Below are 15,966 nucleotides of genomic sequence, written 5' to 3' on the forward strand. Positions count from 1 at the left end.
ATGGCCAGCACTATCGCAAGTATCGAGATTCCCGTTTCGGCGGACCGCGTGTGGCAACTGATCGGCGGCTTCAATTCGCTGCCCGACTGGCTGCCTTACATTCCGGGCAGCGAACTGAGTGAGGGCGGCCGTGTCCGCACCCTGGCCAATCCCGCCGGCGAAGTGATCGTCGAAAGGCTGGAAGCCTTTAGCGACAAGGAGCGCTTCTACAGTTACTCGATCCTGAAGGCGCCTTTTCCGGCCAAGGATTACTTCGCGACGATCCGTGTGAAGCCAGCCGCCGGCGGTGCCGTGGTCGAGTGGTCCGGCAGCTTTACGCCGGTCGGCGTCAGCGAGGATGAAGTCACGCAGCTGTTCCACGGCATATATGCCGATGGCCTGAAGGCGCTGAAGAAGTCCGTCATGGCGGTGCCTGCGCTCGGCATCGGCACCTTCCGCCTGCAGGGCGATGTCGTCATCGATTCGGTACGCAACGGACTTGAAGCAGGCTACCGCGTCCTCGACACCGCGCAGATCTATGGCAACGAGGCGGAAGTCGGCGCCGCGATCGCCGCGAGCGGCGTGCCGCGTTCGGAGCTGTTCATCACCACCAAGATCTGGATCGAGAACCTGCCGCGCGACAAGCTGATTCCCAGCCTGAAGGAAAGCCTGGCCAAGCTGCGCACTGACTATGTCGACCTGACGCTGATCCACTGGCCGTCGCCTGGCGGCGCGGTGCCGGTGGCCGAGTTCATGGCAGCGCTGGCCGAAGCCAAGGCGCAGGGGCTGACGCGCCAGATCGGCGTCTCCAACTTTACGGTGGCGCTGATGCGGCAGGCGATAGACGCGGTGGGGGCGGACGCCATCGCCACCAACCAGATCGAACTGCATCCGTATCTGCAAAACCGCGAGGTGGTGGAGTTCGCGCGCAGCCAGGGCATTCACATCACGTCGTACATGACGCTGGCCTACGGCAAAGTGCTGAACGATCCGGTGATCCTGCGGATCGCAGGGCGCCTCAACGCCACACCGGCGCAAGTCGCGCTGGCATGGGCGATAAAGCTGGGCTACGCGGTGATTCCATCGTCGACCAAGCGCGCCAACCTGGACAGCAATCTGAAAGCGCTGGACTTGAAACTGAGCGACGAAGACATGGCGCAGATCGCCGCGCTGGATCGCAACGAACGCCTGACCAGCCCCGAAGGCCTGGCGCCGGACTGGGACTAAGCCAGATCCCGGCACACCAGCGCGATCTGCTCCCGCAGCCAGCGCTGGGCCGGGTGTCCATCGTTACGCCGGTGCCAGTGCAGTACGAATGGCACCGGCGCCAGGTCGATTTCCGCCGGCAGCGGCAGCGCCGCCAGCGCCGCGCGCATGCCGCTTGCCTGCACGGCGCCTTCCATCATCGTCGCCAGCAGATCGCTGTGGGCGACGATGCCCGGCGCAGCATACATCTGCGGCAGCGTGACGGCGATCTCGCGCTTGCTGCCCAACTGCGCAAGCTTCATGTCGACGTGGCCGACGCCGTCGCCCTCCGGCGATACCAGCAGGTGCCGGCATGACAAAAAACGCTCCAGCGTCATTTTCTTGTTCGCGAGTGGATGATTCTTGCGCACCACGCAGACAAAGCGTTCTTCAAATAACGGCATGGTAGGAATGCGCGGCGTGATGCCGCCGGGGACGCCGATCGCCGCATCGGCTTCGCCGGCATCGAGCAGCGAGAGTGCATCCTCGCGCGCGGTGAACGACCTGACCTTCAGCGTGACGCCCGGAGCCTGTTTGGCCAATCGCTTCAGCAACTGCGGCAGCATGACGAAGGCGGGATGATCGGACAACCCCAGCGTGAAGCGCACCGTGGAACGGGCCGGATCGAAATCTTGCGTGAAGTCCAGCGTACGCTGGATGCTGGCCAGGGCCTTGCCCAGCGGCGCCGCCAGTTCCAGCGCGCGCGGCGTCGGCTGCAGGCCTGCGGCGCTGCGCACAAACAGCTCATCCTTCAGCAGCAGGCGCAGGCGCGACAAGGCCGCGCTCATGGCGGGCTGGGTGCGGCCGATGCGAACCCCGGCGCGTGTGACATTGCGCTCGCACATCAGGGCGTCGAAGGCGACCAGCAGGTTGAGGTCTATTCCATGTAAATCCATGAAATGGATAATACCGCATATCCATTATCGATTGGACTTGCGCTGGTGATGATCGCTAAAGTGGCTGGGTCAACCACTTGAACAGAAAGCACATCATGGACAACGGCCTTACCACCGCCCAGCAACAAGCCATCGAAACGCTGTACCGCGCCTTCAACGAACAGGATCCGGATTTGCTCGACCAGGCATTGGTGCCTGATTGGCAGGATATCCCGCTGGGACCGGACCAGCAGCCCGGCCTGGCCGGCATGAAGCCCATCGTCGCCATGTTCGGCATCGCCTTCCCGGATGTGAGGATCACGATCCAGGACATCTTCGGCCGCGACGGCCACGCGGCGGTGCGCGCGCAGATCACCGGCACGCACCGGGGGGAGTTCTTCGGCATTCCGCCGACCGGCAAGCCGATCGCGATCGCCATTCACGAGTTCCACTATCTGACGGCGGACCGCATCACCCACACCTGGCACCTCGAAGACTGGTTCGGCATGCTGAACCAGATCGGCGCCTGGCCGCCGGCCTAAGCCATCAGCCCGGGCAGGCTGGCGGCCAGCGCGTCGATGGCGACGCGTGTCTTCAGTGGCAGTTGCGGCGACTGCAGCCACATCGCGTAATGGTCGTAGACGAGCGGCGGCTGATCCTGCAGCACGCGTACCAGGCTGCCGTCGTTGAGCGGCTGGCGCACCAGCCAGCGCGGCAGCCAAGCGAGCCCGCTGCCGTCGACGGCGGCACCGGCTATCGCGGCCAGGTCATCGAAACGGCAGCGGTGGCGCGGCATGAACTCGGCGAAACCGCCATCGGGCTGGGGGAAGCGCCAAGGTTGGGGATGGCCGAAGCGGGCAAACATGATGGCTTGGTGTGCTGTGAGGGCTTCCGGCGTGGCCGGCGTGCCATGGGCCGCAAGATATGCAGGCGCCGCGCACACCACCATGTCGTCGCTGCACAGCCGGCGCGCGACGACGCCGGCCTGGTCGCCCATGCCGCCGCCATGCCGCGACAGGCTGCGGATCGCCAGGTCGACGCCGTCGCCGGCCAGGTCGGCAAAGCCGTCGCTGAACGACAGCTCCAGCTCCAGCGCCGGATGCTTCTGCGTCAGTGCCATCAGCACCGGCAGTGCGCAGACACGGCCGAACAACTGCGGCACGCTCACGCGCAGCTTGCCGGCGGGTTCGGCCAGCTGTTCCGCCGCCATGGCATCGGCCGCGTCCACGTCGGCGAGGATGGATCGACAGCGGTCGTAGTACGCGCGGCCGAAATCGGTCAGGCTTTGGCGGCGCGTGGTGCGGTTGAGCAGGCGCACGCCCAAGTGCTGCTCCAGGAACTGGATATGCTTGCCGACCATCGGCGCGGACAGGTCCAGCGTCTCGGCGGCGGCCGCGAAGGAGCCCAGGTCCACCGCCCGGACGAATACCGTCATGCTGGTCAAACGGTCCAATTAAAAACTCCTGGTTTTTTCTGTCATACCGAAAGGCCACTTTATCGCTGAAATGAGCGGGAAGATAATCGATTCCATCAAAATTATATAGGAATTGACTGTCATGACACGCATCGTAAAGTTCCATGAGTTTGGCTCCGCGGACGTGCTCCGCATCGAGCATGAGGACCTGCCCGCGCCCGGTGAAGGCGAGGTGCAGATCCGCGTGAAGGCGCTGGGATTGAACCGCGCGGAAATCCTGATGCGTTCGGGGACCTATATCGAAACGCCATCCCTGCCTTCGGGACTGGGGCTGGAGGCGGCCGGCATCGTTGTGCGCGTCGGCCCCGGCGTGACCGCGTTCCGGGAAGGCGACGCCGTCAGCGTCATGCCGCCAATCTCGATGGCGCAGCGGCCTGCCTATGCCGAAATGCTGAACTATCCTGCGGACCTGGTGGTACGCCATCCGGCGGCGTTGAACTGGGAGGCCGCAGCCGCGACATGGATGCAGTACCTGACCGCCTACGGCGGCTTGATCGACATTGCCGGCCTCGCGGCAGGGGAATTGGTGGTGATCACCGCGGCTTCCAGCAGCGTGGGCTTGGCCGCGATCCAGATCGCCAATCTGATCGGCGCCGTGCCGGTCGCCGTGACACGCCGTTCCGGCAAGGCTGATGCGCTAAGGGCTGCCGGTGCGCATCACGTCATCGCGTCGGAGGAAGAAGACCTGGCTGCGCGCCTGCACCAGATTTCCGCTGGACGCGGAGTGAGGGTGGTGTTCGACGCGGTGGCCGGACCCTCGTTCGAGCCACTGACCACGGCAATGGCCGGCGGCGGCATCCTGATCGAGTACGGCGGCTTGAGCGCCAGGCCGACGCCATTCCCCTTGGCCAGTGTGCTTGGCAAGAGCCTGACCCTGCGTGGCTACCTGGTGCACGAGATACTACGCGACCGGCGGAAACTGCAGGCCGCCCAGCGGTTCATACTCGACGGCCTGGCCGGCGGTGCCCTGTCGCCCATCATCTCGCGGGTCTTTTCCTTCGAGCAGATCGCCGACGCCCATCGCTACATGGAGACCAATGAGCAGATGGGCAAGGTCGTGGTTACGGTTTGATCACCGCCACCGCGCCGCCGGACGGCGCCAGCTTCAAGGTGAGGCTTTGCGCGGCCGAGACCTTGCTGTCGCTGGCCTTGAGGCGGTTGGCGTCGGCGCCGTCCTGCAGCAGGTGCGCGTTGTAGGCGCCCTTGCCGAGGAAGGACAGCGGCACCTTCAGCGTGCGGGGCGCTTCGTTGGTCATCGCGCCGATGTACCAGGTGTCGCCCTTGCGGCGGGCCGAGACGATGTACTGGCCGATATCGCCCGCCAGTATGCGGGTTTCGTCCCACGACGTCGGCACGGCCTGGATGAACTCCGCGCCGTCGGCGTTCTTGTAAGCTGCCGGCGCATCGGACACCATCTGGAACGGGCTGTCATAGACCACGTACATGGCCACGGCCTGGCCGCGCGTGGTCATCACCATCGGTTCGTGATTGCGATGCTTGAACCCGGCCGGCGTGGCGTTGCGGAAGCCGCCCGGCGTGTAGTCCATCGGCCCGAGGATCATGCGCGTGAACGGCAGCGTGACGTTGTGCGTGGCCGTGATGCGCGCGCTCCACTTGTTGTTCTCGGCACCGAGCACGCCTTCCTGCGTGATGTAGTTCGGCCAGGTGCGGTTCAGGCCATTCGGCGGATAGGCGCCATGCAGGTCGACCATCAGGCGGTGCGCGGCGGCCTTCTCCAGCACCTTGTGATACCAGTCGACCATCTCCTGGTCGTTGCGGTTCATGAAGTCCACCTTGACGCCCTTGACGCCCCAGGCTTCGTACTGCGCGAAGGCGGCGTCCATCTGGTTGTCCAGCTGCTGCCATTGCAACCAGAGCCACACGCCCACGCCTTGCGACCTGGCGTATTGGAGCAGGGCGGGCATGTCCAATTCCGGTTTGGCGCGCGTGACGTCCGCCTTCGGATTCGGCTCGATATCGCTGCCGACCGACCAGCCTTCGTCGATCAGGATATCGTCCAGCTTCATCTGCTTGGAGAAGTCGATGAAGGCCTTGTAGGTGGCGGTGTTGACGCCGGCATTCGGCACGTCGACGGCCCAGTCGTTCCACCAGTCCCACGAGGTCTTGGACGGCTTGATCCAGCTGGTGTCCTTGATCTGCGACGGCGCGGCCAGCGTCGGGATCAGCGAGGAAGCGGCCAGGTCGCCCGGCGTGTCGCCCAGCATGACCACGCGCCATGGCGTCTTGAATCCCTGTCCCTTCAGCTGCACGTTGGCCGAGACGGTTTTGCGGAAGCGGAAATCGCGGTCGTTGTCGAAGCGCGGCGGCAGCGTGACCATCACGCCAAGGCCCGCGTCGCCGCGGCCGGACAGGAAGAAGCCAGGATAATCCTTGACGTCCGATTCGGCGATGGCGAAGGTGGTCTGGCCGGCGCCGGTCTTGCACACCAGCGGCGCCATGTAGTTGTGGAAGTTGCGGATCTTCGACGCCTTGGTCAGGTCGTACTCGGCCTCGAAGCTGGTGTCGAAGCGGCCCATGTTGGCGCCCCAGCAGTCGTAGTCTTTGGCGAAGTTGAACTGCGTGCTTTCATTCATCACCTTGAACGCGCCGACGCCGGCCTGCTCCGGCACGGCGTAGCGGAAGGCGACGCCGTTGTCGTAGGCGCGCACCAGCAGGTGGAAATTGAGCGGCTTGCCGGCGGCGGAGAAGGCCAGGTCGGACTGGCTGTAGTGGTCGGGCGCGCTGCGCGCCTTGCCGACCACGATGTCGTAGGTGTCGTTGGCACTGGCCTCGGCGTGGCCGGTCAGCTTCGCGCCGGGACCGATGGCGGCGATGTCCAGGTTCAGGCCCAGCGGCGACGGCTCGATGATGGTCTTGCCGTTGCGGCTGACGGCCCAGGTCAGCTTGTCGCTGTCGATGGTGACCACGCTGCGGCCATCGGGCGATTTGACGGTGACGGTGTCGGCCCAGGCCGGAGCCGATAGTGCGGTGGTCAGGGCGAGCAGGGTGGCGGCGCGGACGTGATCTGGCATGGTGGCTTGTCTCCGATTTATGGACGTTATTTTGGATCGTCGCCCATTCTGGGATGAGTCCGCCAGCGCCGCAATTGCGAAATTCACCAAGCGCTCACATGATTTGTGGTTCCTTGATTTTTCTTCAGATGGCGTTCGCCGCCAGATTTCATACTCGACCGGGCATATTTCGAGGAGGCTATCATGGCGGATCATCTGTGCGTCGTTTGCGATTCCGGCATGAAGGCCGGCCTCGCCTCATGGCATTTCATCTGCGCGTCGTGCGGCTACGAGGGCACCACGCTGGCGCCACGCATCAACGATCAGGCCGCATACGGCATGCTCAACGAGGCCGCGCGGGAGGAGGGGCTCAAAGACCTGCGCGCGGAAAATTTCCGCGTGATCCTGCAAGCCATCCGGCGCTTGGTCGATCCCGTGAATAAAACCCTGCTGGATGTGGGCAGCGCACATGGCTGGTTCCTGCAGGCGGCAGCGCCTTCGTTCATGGTGACGGGCATCGAGCCGGACGAGGAAGTCGCGGCGCGCGCCAGGCTGGGCGGCCACGCCATCCGGACCGGTTTTTTCCCGGAGGTACTCAACGAACACGAGCGGTTCGACGTGATCGTCTTCAACGATGTGATTGAACATATCCCGGCGGTTGGCGCGGCGATGGATGCTTGCATTGCGCATCTCAACCGCGATGGATTGCTGGTGCTGAACCTGCCGTCGAGCGCGGGATTTTTCTACCGGTTGGCCAAGGTGCTGGCGCGCCTCGGCTGGCGGCATCCGTTTGAACGGATGTGGCAGAAGGATTTGCCATCGCCGCATGTGCATTACTTCAGTCCTGGCAATCTTCTCAAGCTGGCGCGGGACCGGCGCTTTCAGCTGATGGCAACGTTTGAGCTGCCGTCCGTCAGGGCCCGAGGCTTGCTCGCGCGCATGCGGTGGGCGGGTACGCTGAGCGGCATCGGCCTGTGGGTACAGTACATCTGCATCCTCGCCGCCTTGCCGTTCATACGGCTGTTCCGCAGCGATATCCAGGTGGCGATCTTCCGCAGCCGCCGATAAGTCATTTGGTGATGGACTTGACAAGGTTGTCGCGGACTTTGACTACAGCTTCGCGCGTTGTATTGAATCCTTCGGTGGAAAGTCCGCAGGCGTCAAACAGCGGGCTGCTTAAATCAAACGCCTTTTCCCGCAGATGCCGGCCGTCGGCAGTCAGCTTGATGCGGACGTGCCGTTCGTTCGCCGCGTCCCGTTCGCGGCTCACGTATCCCATCGCTTCCAGTTTCTTCAGGAGCGGAGTGAGCGTATTCGACTCCAGGAACAACTTCTCGCCTAGGTCGGACACCGTTTGATTGTCCTGCTCCCATAGCGCGACAACAGCGATGTACTGCGTATAGGTGAGACCTAACTGATCGAGTATCGGCTTGTAGGCTTTGCCGAATGCGAGGTTGGCGGAATACACGGCGAAGCACAGAAAATCTGCAAGCTTGGTGTCTTTCTTCCGGTCAAGTTCAGATGCCTGGAACATGGTGTGGCCTATGGGGAGGTGTGTGTATCCCCATTATACATGGCGCATGCGATTAAATCGCACTAGTGCTTTGATCTGTCGTTTGAACTACCTGCACATGCTCTTGCGCCAATGCCAATGGGCGCCGCCATCGGGTTTGCTTGCTCTACCCGCAGTGTTACTTGACGCTGGCAAGCCTTGCGTCTATATTAATGACTTATAAGTAAGTTATTAATAAGTACACCCATGCAAGCCTCTCAAGACACCAAGCCACGCTGGGAGCGGCGCAAGGATGCGCGGCCGCAGGAATTGCTGGCGGCGGCGCTGGAACAGTTCGTCGAGCGCGGCTATGCCGCCACCCGCCTGGAAGACGTGGCCAAGCGCGCCGGCGTTTCCAAAGGCACGCTGTATCTCTATTTCGCCAATAAGGAAGAGCTGTTCAAGGCGGTCGTCCGCGAGAACATCGTCGCCACCATCGGCGAGGCCGAGCAGGATGCCGCCACCTTCGACGGCCCCAGCGGCGAGCTGCTGGGCGCGCTGCTGATGAAGTGGTGGACCGAGGTCTGCGCCACGCCGCTGGGCGGCATCACCAAGCTGATGCTCGCAGAAGGCAACAACTTCCCCGAACTTGCACTGTTTTATAACGAAGAAGTGGTGGCGCGCGGCAGCAGCCTGTTCACCCGCGTGCTGGCGCGCGGCGTCGAGAGCGGCGAGTTCAGGCCGGTCGATCCGGTGGTGATGACCCAGGTGCTGATCGCCCCGGTGATGATGCTGCTGATGTGGACCCACTCCTATATGCCGACCTGCGACATGCCGCCGGTGGCGCCGGAAGTGTTCATGGAAACCTTCATCCAGACCACGCTGCGCGGCCTGAAAGCTGACGCGCCGTGAACCGCCAGTCCTTGCTTTTTCCATCCAGCTTGCCATTTTGGTAGGTTCATCCCCCTTAAACTGCAGACTGTCGCAATTTCCCGCGAACCAGCCGTCTAATCGTTAATATGTGCCTCGATGCCAGTTCAACGATAAAATGACGGATTATTTAATCCCGACCCGAGTCATAAGATGAATATCGAACAAGCCCGCTTCAACATGATCGAACAGCAAATCCGTCCTTGGGACGTCCTGGACCCTGAGGTGCTGGAGCTGCTGCACGTAGTGAAACGCGAGAACTTCGTGCCTGCCGCGCACAAGGCGCTGGCCTTCGTTGACGCTGAAATCCCGCTGCCGGGCGGTCAGGCCATGCTGAACCCGAAGGTGGAAGCGCGTCTGCTGCAGGACGTCAACCTGAAGAAGCATGAGAGCGTGCTGGAAATCGGCACCGGCTCCGGCTATATGGCGGCGCTGCTGGCGCACAAGGGCCGTCACGTGACGACCGTGGAAGTGTCGCCGGAGCTGAAGGCGCTGGCGGAAAAGAATTTGGCCGACAACGGCGTGACCAATGTGACCGTGGAACTGGGCAATGGCGCCCAGGGCTGGACCAACGGCGCGCCGTTCGACGTGATCGTGGTGTCGGCGTCGCTGCCGGTGCTGCCGGAAGCGCTGTTGCAACAATTGAAAGTGGGCGGCCGCCTGGCAGTCATCATCGGCCAGTCGCCGGCGATGAAGGCGCAGCTGATCACCCGTACCGGCGAAGCCGGCTACGACACCCGCACGCTGTTTGAAACCGATGTGAAAGCGCTGTCGTCGGCAACGACGCCGTCGACCTTCACGTTCTAAGGTCAGCGTCATGCAGCAGATTACTGCCCTGGAACTGGCCGACTGGCTGGCGGACGACGCGCGGCCCAGCCCGATGTTGCTGGACGTGCGAGAAAACTGGGAATTCGAGACCTGCCGTATCGACGGCTCGGTCCAGATCCCGATGAATACCATACCGGCGCGCATCGACGACCTGGATGAGGATGCGGCGATCGTCTGCATCTGCCATCACGGCGCGCGCAGTATGCAGGTGGCCGCCTTCCTGGAGCGTAACGGCTTCGGCAAGATGGTCAACCTGACGGGCGGCATCCATGCCTGGGCGCTGCAAGTCGACGGCACGATGGCCAAATACTGAGGGCATGCTCTCGGGGCCGCCGGCTGGCGGCGGGCGCGGCGCTAAGGTAGCAGTGTTTTTGATTTGATCAACTTTTTTGATGACTCCAACGGAGAATGCAATGCAGAGACCCCTTATCGCCGTGCTGATCACCAGCGCCTTTTTGACGCTCAACGCACAGGCGGCCGACCTGATCCAGGTGTACCAGCAGGCACTGGCCAATGACGCCACGTACGCCAGCGCGCGCTCCTCACTGGAAGCCGGTCGCGAGCGGATCACCCAGGGCCGCGCGGGTCTGCTGCCCACCATTAGCGCCAACGGTTCGTACACCCGCAACAACGGCGAGTTCATCCCGGTCAACGAGGGCGTGCTGGACGTGGTCGACGGCCAGATCGTGATCCCGACCCGCCAAAACCAGGACAACACCAACAAGACCTACACCGTGTCGCTGACCCAGCCGGTGTTCAACCTGGGCCTGTGGCAGACCTACCAGCAGAGCAAGCTGTCGCAGGCGATTGCCGAGGCGACCTTCGCCCAGGCCCGCCTGGACTTGATCACCCGCGTCTCGCAAGCCTATTTCGACGTGCTGACGGCGCAGGACAACCTGACCTCGACCCAGGCGCAGAAAGTGGCGACCACCGAACAGCTGGCGTCGGCCAAGCGCAACTTCGAGGTCGGCACCCAGACCATCACCGACACGCACGAAGCGCAGGCGGCCTACGATCTGGTGGTGGCGCAGGAATTCGCCGCCATCAACGACCTGGAAAACAAGCGCACCGCGCTGCAGGTCATCGTCGGCAAGGCGCCGGGCGAACTGGCGCCGCTGCGCACCGGCGTGACCATCAACCCGCCGGAGCCGGCCGTCGTCGAGCCGTGGATTTCGTCGGCCGAAGGCCAGAACTATTCCGTGATTTCGGCCCAGCTGTCGCTGGAAATCGCCAAGCGCGAAATCGCGCGCAACCGCGCCAATCACCTGCCGACCGCGAACCTGACGGCGATCGCCCAGCGCGTCGAAGTGACGGGCGGCGCGGTCAACAACGGCACGACCAATAACAAGGGCATCGGCCTGACCCTGAATGTGCCGATCTTCAACGGCTTCGCCGTCACCAGCAAGGTGCGCGAAACCATCGCCTTGGAAGACAAGGCCCGCAACGACCTGGAGGCGATCAAGCGCGCCGCGTCGCAGAACGCCCGCCAGGCCTATCTGGGCATGAACAGCGGCCTGGCGCAGGTCAAGGCGCTGGAAGCGGCGGAAGTGTCGAGCAAGTCGTCGCTGGATTCGAACAAGCTGGGTTACCAGGTCGGCGTGCGGATCAACATCGACGTGCTGAATGCCCAGAAGCTGCTGTATTCGACCCAGAAGGACCTGTCCAAGGCCCGCTACGACACCATCATGAACGGCCTGCGCCTGAAATCGGCGGCCGGTACGCTGAAGGAAGAAGACCTGGGTCCGGTCAACGCGCTGCTGGCGCACTAAAAAACCAAGCCGGCGCAAGCCGGCTTTTTTACGGCCATATTGTTGGCCTTAATTGCATAGTCATAGCAGTTTTCATGTCTTTATTCATTGTGCGCGCAGGGTGATACTTCTCTCACACCAACCCCACTTTGAAGGAGCAAGACCATGAAATCGACTCAACAGCAAGTTGCCATCGTCACCGGCGCTTCCCGCGGCATCGGCGCTGCCATCGCCCAACGCCTGGCCAGGGACGGCTACGCGGTGGTCGTCAACTACGCCGGCAACGCCGCCGAGGCCGACAAGGTCGTCAGCGCCATCGCGGCGGACGGCGGCGCCGCCATCGCCATCCAGGCCGACGTGGCCGACCCGGCCGCCGTGCGCCGCCTGTTCGACGACACCATCGCCAAGCTGGGCCGCGTCGACGTGCTGGTCAACAACGCCGGCATCATGCCGCCGGCGCTGCCGCACCTGGCCGACACCGACGACCAGACCTTCGACCGCCTGTTCTCGGTCAACGTCAAAGGCAGCTTCAACACCATGCGCGAAGCCGCCGCCAAGCTGCGGCACGGCGGCCGCATCATCAACTTCTCCACCAGCGTGATCGGGCTGGCGCTGCCGGGCTATGCCGTGTACGCCGCCACCAAGGGCGCGATCGAAGTCATGACCAACATCCTGGCCAAGGAACTGCGCGGCAAGAACATCACGGTCAACGCGGTGGCGCCCGGCCCCACCGCCACCGCGCTGTACCTTGACGGCAAAACGCCGGAAACCATCGAGCGCGCGGCGAAGGCGCCGCCGCTGGAACGCCTGGGCCAGCCGGAAGACATCGCCGCGGCGGTGTCCTTCCTGGCCGGCGCCGACGGCGGCTGGATCAACGGTCAAACCCTGCGCGCCAACGGCGGCGTGGTCTAACGCCGAACGCATCCAAGGAGAACATCATGAGCAAATCCATCGTCCTCGTCACCGGTGCGGGCACCGGCATCGGCCACCTTTCCGTCAAGGCGCTGGCGCTGGCCGGCCACGCGGTCTACGCCTCGATGCGCGATATCGGCGGCCGCAACGCCGCCAAGGTGCGCGAGCTGCGCGACTGGGCTTTCGCCAACGGCGCCGATGTGCGCGCCGTCGAGCTGGATGTGTTGTCGCAGGCCTCGGCCGACGCGGCGGTTGCCACCATCGTCGCCGAGCGCGGCCGGCTGGACGCGGTGGTGCACAACGCCGGCCACCTGGTGATCGGCCCCACCGAAGCGTTCACGCCGGAAGAAATCGCCCGCGTGTTCGACACCAACTTCCTCGGCAACCAGCGCGTCAACAAGGCGGTGCTGCCGGTGATGCGCAAACAAGAGCAGGGGTTGGTGTTGTGGGTCAGCAGCACCACGGCACGCGGCGGCTTCCCGCCGTTCCTCGGGCCTTACGCGGCGGCCAAGGCGGCGATGGATTCGATGGCGGTGACGATGGCGTATGAATTGTCGCGCTTCAATATCGAAACCTCGATTGTCGTGCCGGGCGCGTTCACGTCGGGCACCGACCACTTCGCCAACGCCGGCAAGCCGGCCGACGAAGCCACCAGCGCGGCCTACGCCCGCTATGACGGCTTGATGGACAAGGTCGGCGCGCGCCTGACGGAACTGATGCCGCCGGCAGCCGATCCGGCGGCGGTGGCGGCCGACATCGCCCGCATCGTCGGCTTGCCGCACGGCACGCGCCCGTTCCGCTCGATCACCGATTTCATCGATGACGGCGCCGCGGCGGTGACCGAGGTGGCCGAGCGCGTGCGGGAGGAGTTCGCCGAGCGCATAGGCATCGCCGACTTGCTCAAGCCTTCGCTGGCGGTTTAAAGACCGGCGCCGGCGGCGTTGAAGCTACGTTCGATCAGTTCGATCTTGTAGCCGTCCGGGTCCGTGACAAAGGCGATCACCGTCGAGCCGCCTTTGACCGGACCCGGCTCGCGCGTGACGGCGCCGCCGTTGGCCTTGACCGCTTCGCAGGCCGAGTAGATGTCGTCCGCCGAAATCGCGATGTGGCCGTAGGCGGTGCCCAGGTCGTAGCTGGTGGTGCCGTAGTTGTAGGTCAGCTCCAGTTCGGCGTGGTCCGGGTTCGCGCCGTAGCCGAGGAAAGCCAGCGTGTATTTGTACTCGGGATTGTCGCTGGTGCGCAGCAGCTTCATGCCCAGCACCTTGGTGTAGAAATCGATGGAGCGGGGCAGGTCGCCGACCCGCAGCATGGTGTGCAGAATACGCATCGTGGTCTTTCGTGAGGAACGGAGAAACCCGAATTCTATGCGTTTTGCGGCAATCCTGCTCAGGCTTCCAGCCGCGCATCCATCGTGATCTCGGTATTGAGCAGCTTGGAGACCGGGCAATTGAGCTTGGCCTTGAGCGCCGCTTCATCGAATTTTTTCTGGTCCGCGCCCGGTATCGTGGCCACCAGGTCCAGGTGCACCGCCGTGATGGCGAAGCCGCCGTCGACCTTGTCCAGCGTGACGGTGGCGGTGGTGGCGAGGTTCCTGGCGGTCAGGCCGGCTTCCGCCAGGATGCCGGACAGCGCCATCGTGAAGCAGCCCGCGTGCGCGGCGCCGATCAGTTCTTCCGGATTGGTGCCGGGACCGTCCTCAAAGCGGGTGTGAAAGCCGTACTGCACGTGGTCCATCGCGCCGCTCTCGGTGGAGATGTTGCCGCCGCCGTCTTTCAGGCCGCCGCTCCAGATTGCTGATCCGCTGCGTTGATTGCTCATGATGATCTCCGTATGGTGGGAAGGTCATCATGCTCCGGCGGCAACGGCGCTTCCGTTCGTTGCCGCACCCTGCTTGCTCAGCGGCCGGCGCTCTTGGCCGCGGCCGGCGCCACGCGCCAGACGACGTTGCCGACGTCGTCCGCCACCAGCAGCGCGCCCTGTCTGTCGACCGCGACGCCGACCGGCCGGCCCTGCGCCTTGCCGTCCTTGTCGAGGAAGCCGTACAGGAAGTCCTGCGGCGGCCCGGACGGCTTGCCGCCGCTGAACGGCACGAACACCACCTTGTAGCCGCTGTGCGGCTTGCGGTTCCACGAGCCGTGCTGGCCGATGAACACGCCGCCCTGGTAGGCTTGCGGGAACAGCTTGCCTTCATAGAACGCCAGCCCCAGCGAGGCGGTGTGGCCGCCGAGCGCATAGTCGGGCGGAATGGCCTTGGCCACCAGCTCCGGCTTGGGCGGCGAGACGCGGGTGTCGACGTTCTGGCCGAAATAGCTGTACGGCCAGCCATAGAAGCCGCCTTCCTTCACCGAGGTCATATAGTCCGGCACCAGGTCGTTGCCCAGTTCGTCGCGCTCGTTCACGGCGGTCCACAACGTCCCGGTCTGCGGCTCCCAGCCCATGCCGTTGGGATTGCGCAGGCCGGTGGCGTACAGGCGCGATTTGCTGGTGGCGATCTCCAGCTGCCAGATCGCGGCGCGGCCGGCTTCCTCCTCCATGCCGTTCTCGCCGACATTGCTGTTGGAGCCGACCGTGACGTACAGGTACTTGCCATCCGGGCTGGCGATGATGTTCTTGGTCCAATGGTGGTTGCGCGTGCCGGCCGGCAGGTCCATCACCTTGACGCCGGGCGTGGCGATCGACGTCGCGCCTTCCTGGTAGGGGAAGCGCAGCACGGCGTCGGTCGCCGCCACGTACAGGTTGCCGCCGACCAGCGCCATGCCGAACGGCGAGTTCACGCCCTGGATGAAGACGGTCTTGCTTTGCGCCGCGCCGTTGGCGTCCAGCCCGCGCAGCAGCGTGATGCGGTTGGCCGACTGGCTGACCGCGCCGGCCTTCTTCATCTGCGATTTCATGATCTTGCCCTTGATGCCTTTTTCATCGTCGGGCTTGGGCGGGGCGTTGGTCTCGGCCACCAGCACGTCGCCGTTGGGCAGCGTGTAGACCCAGCGCGGATGCTCGAGCCCGCGCGCATAGGCGGTCACGCCGAAGCCGGCCGGCGCCTGCGGCTGCCCCTGCGCCGGCCACGGCGCGGCCGGCGCCACGTTGACGGTGGGGATCAGCGAGCGCTCGGGCTTGGGCAACACCGGATTGGGGCCGAAGCCGGTCGGGTAGGTTTGCGCCAGCGCAGCCTGCGGCGCCAGCACGGCGCATATCATGGCGGCGGCGATGGTGGTCTGCCCCATGATCAGTCCCGTTTGACGTTGGCTTGTGGGCGCGCGCTCGCCGACGGCTTGGCTTTCTGCACGCCGGGCTGGTTGTGCAGGTCGGTGTCGACCATGCCGCTGTCGATGTCGGCGGCGGCCTGCTTCATCACGCTGCGCGGCTTCGGGCTTTGCGCATCGGGCGACTCGTCGCGCTCGTGCGGCATGCGCTTGGCGCCGTCGTTCTTGACCTTGGCGTCGGTATTGACGTGTTCATCTTTCATGACGGTCTC

Annotated in this window: 18 protein-coding genes and 1 pseudogene; 11 read left to right on the plus strand and 8 right to left on the minus strand. The window is 64.2% G+C overall.

The genetic code is table 11. The annotated features are described in order from the left end of the window. Together ACEN9F_RS21875 and dkgB are read left to right on the plus strand one after the other, a co-directional pair. Positions 1 to 390 (plus strand): annotated as a pseudogene (locus ACEN9F_RS21875) (SRPBCC family protein); the annotation flags it as partial. Between the two features lie 12 nt (positions 391 to 402). Continuing rightward, positions 403 to 1,206 (plus strand): 2,5-didehydrogluconate reductase DkgB, encoded by an 804-nt coding sequence (dkgB, locus tag ACEN9F_RS21880; RefSeq protein WP_413427133.1) that lies wholly within the window; start codon positions 403 to 405, stop codon positions 1,204 to 1,206. On the opposite strand, the gene ACEN9F_RS21885 is transcribed toward dkgB, so the two are convergent. Further along, complete coding sequence (locus tag ACEN9F_RS21885) at positions 1,203 to 2,120, minus strand: LysR family transcriptional regulator (protein WP_413423286.1); 918 nt, start codon at positions 2,118 to 2,120, stop codon at positions 1,203 to 1,205. The genes dkgB and ACEN9F_RS21885 overlap by 4 nt on opposite strands. Before the next feature lie 95 nt (positions 2,121 to 2,215). Between ACEN9F_RS21885 and ACEN9F_RS21890 the strand changes: the two genes are divergently transcribed. Next, the gene (locus tag ACEN9F_RS21890) at positions 2,216 to 2,641 is read left to right on the plus strand and encodes an ester cyclase (RefSeq protein ID WP_413423288.1); all 426 of its coding nucleotides are present in this window, start codon (positions 2,216 to 2,218) and stop codon (positions 2,639 to 2,641) included. Here ACEN9F_RS21890 and ACEN9F_RS21895 read toward each other — a convergent pair. Next, a complete protein-coding gene (locus tag ACEN9F_RS21895; protein ID WP_413423290.1) occupies positions 2,638 to 3,552 on the minus strand; it encodes a LysR family transcriptional regulator in 915 nt (304 codons plus the stop codon). The genes ACEN9F_RS21890 and ACEN9F_RS21895 overlap by 4 nt on opposite strands. 103 nt (positions 3,553 to 3,655) lie before the next feature. Between ACEN9F_RS21895 and ACEN9F_RS21900 the strand changes: the two genes are divergently transcribed. Beyond that, the gene (locus ACEN9F_RS21900; RefSeq protein WP_413423292.1) at positions 3,656 to 4,645 is read left to right on the plus strand and encodes a zinc-dependent alcohol dehydrogenase family protein; all 990 of its coding nucleotides are present in this window, start codon (positions 3,656 to 3,658) and stop codon (positions 4,643 to 4,645) included. Here the strand turns inward: ACEN9F_RS21900 and ACEN9F_RS21905 are convergent. Further along, on the minus strand, positions 4,635 to 6,605 hold the full coding sequence (locus ACEN9F_RS21905; RefSeq protein ID WP_413423294.1) for a glycoside hydrolase family 97 protein: 1,971 nt from the start codon (positions 6,603 to 6,605) through the stop codon (positions 4,635 to 4,637). The two genes, ACEN9F_RS21900 and ACEN9F_RS21905, sit on opposite strands and share 11 nt — an antisense overlap. 183 nt (positions 6,606 to 6,788) lie before the next feature. Here ACEN9F_RS21905 and ACEN9F_RS21910 point away from each other — a divergent pair, with 183 nt between their 5' ends. Beyond that, positions 6,789 to 7,652, plus strand: a complete 864-nt coding sequence (locus tag ACEN9F_RS21910; protein WP_413423295.1) for a class I SAM-dependent methyltransferase — start codon at positions 6,789 to 6,791, stop codon at positions 7,650 to 7,652. Between the two features lies 1 nt (position 7,653). Here the strand turns inward: ACEN9F_RS21910 and ACEN9F_RS21915 are convergent, their stop codons facing one another. Beyond that, entirely contained in the window at positions 7,654 to 8,118 is a 465-nt protein-coding gene (locus tag ACEN9F_RS21915) for a MarR family winged helix-turn-helix transcriptional regulator (RefSeq protein WP_413423297.1), read from the minus strand. A gap of 225 nt (positions 8,119 to 8,343) precedes the next feature. Between ACEN9F_RS21915 and ACEN9F_RS21920 the strand changes: the two genes are divergently transcribed. From ACEN9F_RS21920 to ACEN9F_RS21945, 6 genes are all read left to right on the plus strand, one after another. Next, the gene (locus tag ACEN9F_RS21920; RefSeq protein WP_413423299.1) at positions 8,344 to 8,988 is read left to right on the plus strand and encodes a TetR/AcrR family transcriptional regulator; all 645 of its coding nucleotides are present in this window, start codon (positions 8,344 to 8,346) and stop codon (positions 8,986 to 8,988) included. Positions 8,989 to 9,159: 171 nt separating this feature from the next. Further along, entirely contained in the window at positions 9,160 to 9,813 is a 654-nt protein-coding gene (locus tag ACEN9F_RS21925; protein WP_413423300.1) for a protein-L-isoaspartate O-methyltransferase family protein, read from the plus strand. Positions 9,814 to 9,823: 10 nt separating this feature from the next. After that, positions 9,824 to 10,147, plus strand: a complete 324-nt coding sequence (locus tag ACEN9F_RS21930; protein ID WP_413423302.1) for a rhodanese-like domain-containing protein — start codon at positions 9,824 to 9,826, stop codon at positions 10,145 to 10,147. A gap of 100 nt (positions 10,148 to 10,247) precedes the next feature. Next, positions 10,248 to 11,603, plus strand: coding sequence for a TolC family outer membrane protein (locus ACEN9F_RS21935; RefSeq protein WP_413423304.1), 1,356 nt, complete (start codon positions 10,248 to 10,250; stop codon positions 11,601 to 11,603). A gap of 144 nt (positions 11,604 to 11,747) precedes the next feature. Continuing rightward, positions 11,748 to 12,494, plus strand: a complete 747-nt coding sequence (locus ACEN9F_RS21940) for an SDR family oxidoreductase (protein ID WP_413423306.1) — start codon at positions 11,748 to 11,750, stop codon at positions 12,492 to 12,494. A gap of 26 nt (positions 12,495 to 12,520) precedes the next feature. After that, positions 12,521 to 13,417 carry an SDR family NAD(P)-dependent oxidoreductase gene (locus ACEN9F_RS21945; RefSeq protein WP_413423308.1) on the plus strand — a complete coding sequence of 299 codons (897 nt, stop codon included), beginning with the start codon at positions 12,521 to 12,523 and terminating at the stop codon, positions 13,415 to 13,417. Here the strand turns inward: ACEN9F_RS21945 and gloA are convergent. The 4 genes from gloA to ACEN9F_RS21965 form a co-directional block, all read right to left on the minus strand. Further along, on the minus strand, positions 13,414 to 13,821 hold the full coding sequence (gloA, locus tag ACEN9F_RS21950; RefSeq protein ID WP_413423310.1) for a lactoylglutathione lyase: 408 nt from the start codon (positions 13,819 to 13,821) through the stop codon (positions 13,414 to 13,416). The genes ACEN9F_RS21945 and gloA overlap by 4 nt on opposite strands. A 59-nt stretch (positions 13,822 to 13,880) precedes the next feature. Continuing rightward, positions 13,881 to 14,312 carry an OsmC family protein gene (locus tag ACEN9F_RS21955; protein WP_413423312.1) on the minus strand — a complete coding sequence of 144 codons (432 nt, stop codon included), beginning with the start codon at positions 14,310 to 14,312 and terminating at the stop codon, positions 13,881 to 13,883. Positions 14,313 to 14,389: 77 nt separating this feature from the next. Beyond that, a complete protein-coding gene (locus ACEN9F_RS21960; protein ID WP_413423314.1) occupies positions 14,390 to 15,715 on the minus strand; it encodes a PQQ-dependent sugar dehydrogenase in 1,326 nt (441 codons plus the stop codon). A gap of 2 nt (positions 15,716 to 15,717) precedes the next feature. Beyond that, complete coding sequence (locus tag ACEN9F_RS21965) at positions 15,718 to 15,957, minus strand: hypothetical protein (RefSeq protein WP_413423316.1); 240 nt, start codon at positions 15,955 to 15,957, stop codon at positions 15,718 to 15,720. Positions 15,958 to 15,966 lie beyond the last annotated feature (9 nt).

It is taken from the genome of Duganella sp. CT11-25 (assembly GCF_047302815.1).
GTDB lineage: Bacteria > Pseudomonadota > Gammaproteobacteria > Burkholderiales > Burkholderiaceae_D > Rugamonas.

Excerpts from the sequence above, each read along its gene's own strand:
- dkgB (WP_413427133.1), top strand. The coding sequence starts at position 403 with ATGGCGGTGCCTGCGCTCGGCATCGGCACCTTCCGCCTGCAGGGCGAT.
- ACEN9F_RS21885 (WP_413423286.1), bottom strand. The coding sequence starts at position 2,120 with ATGGATTTACATGGAATAGACCTCAACCTGCTGGTCGCCTTCGACGCC.
- ACEN9F_RS21890 (WP_413423288.1), top strand. The coding sequence starts at position 2,216 with ATGGACAACGGCCTTACCACCGCCCAGCAACAAGCCATCGAAACGCTG.
- ACEN9F_RS21900 (WP_413423292.1), top strand. The coding sequence starts at position 3,656 with ATGACACGCATCGTAAAGTTCCATGAGTTTGGCTCCGCGGACGTGCTC.
- ACEN9F_RS21905 (WP_413423294.1), bottom strand. The coding sequence starts at position 6,605 with ATGCCAGATCACGTCCGCGCCGCCACCCTGCTCGCCCTGACCACCGCA.
- ACEN9F_RS21910 (WP_413423295.1), top strand. The coding sequence starts at position 6,789 with ATGGCGGATCATCTGTGCGTCGTTTGCGATTCCGGCATGAAGGCCGGC.
- ACEN9F_RS21915 (WP_413423297.1), bottom strand. The coding sequence starts at position 8,118 with ATGTTCCAGGCATCTGAACTTGACCGGAAGAAAGACACCAAGCTTGCA.
- ACEN9F_RS21920 (WP_413423299.1), top strand. The coding sequence starts at position 8,344 with ATGCAAGCCTCTCAAGACACCAAGCCACGCTGGGAGCGGCGCAAGGAT.
- ACEN9F_RS21925 (WP_413423300.1), top strand. The coding sequence starts at position 9,160 with ATGAATATCGAACAAGCCCGCTTCAACATGATCGAACAGCAAATCCGT.
- ACEN9F_RS21930 (WP_413423302.1), top strand. The coding sequence starts at position 9,824 with ATGCAGCAGATTACTGCCCTGGAACTGGCCGACTGGCTGGCGGACGAC.
- ACEN9F_RS21935 (WP_413423304.1), top strand. The coding sequence starts at position 10,248 with ATGCAGAGACCCCTTATCGCCGTGCTGATCACCAGCGCCTTTTTGACG.
- ACEN9F_RS21940 (WP_413423306.1), top strand. The coding sequence starts at position 11,748 with ATGAAATCGACTCAACAGCAAGTTGCCATCGTCACCGGCGCTTCCCGC.
- ACEN9F_RS21945 (WP_413423308.1), top strand. The coding sequence starts at position 12,521 with ATGAGCAAATCCATCGTCCTCGTCACCGGTGCGGGCACCGGCATCGGC.
- gloA (WP_413423310.1), bottom strand. The coding sequence starts at position 13,821 with ATGCGTATTCTGCACACCATGCTGCGGGTCGGCGACCTGCCCCGCTCC.
- ACEN9F_RS21955 (WP_413423312.1), bottom strand. The coding sequence starts at position 14,312 with ATGAGCAATCAACGCAGCGGATCAGCAATCTGGAGCGGCGGCCTGAAA.
- ACEN9F_RS21960 (WP_413423314.1), bottom strand. The coding sequence starts at position 15,715 with ATGGGGCAGACCACCATCGCCGCCGCCATGATATGCGCCGTGCTGGCG.
- ACEN9F_RS21965 (WP_413423316.1), bottom strand. The coding sequence starts at position 15,957 with ATGAAAGATGAACACGTCAATACCGACGCCAAGGTCAAGAACGACGGC.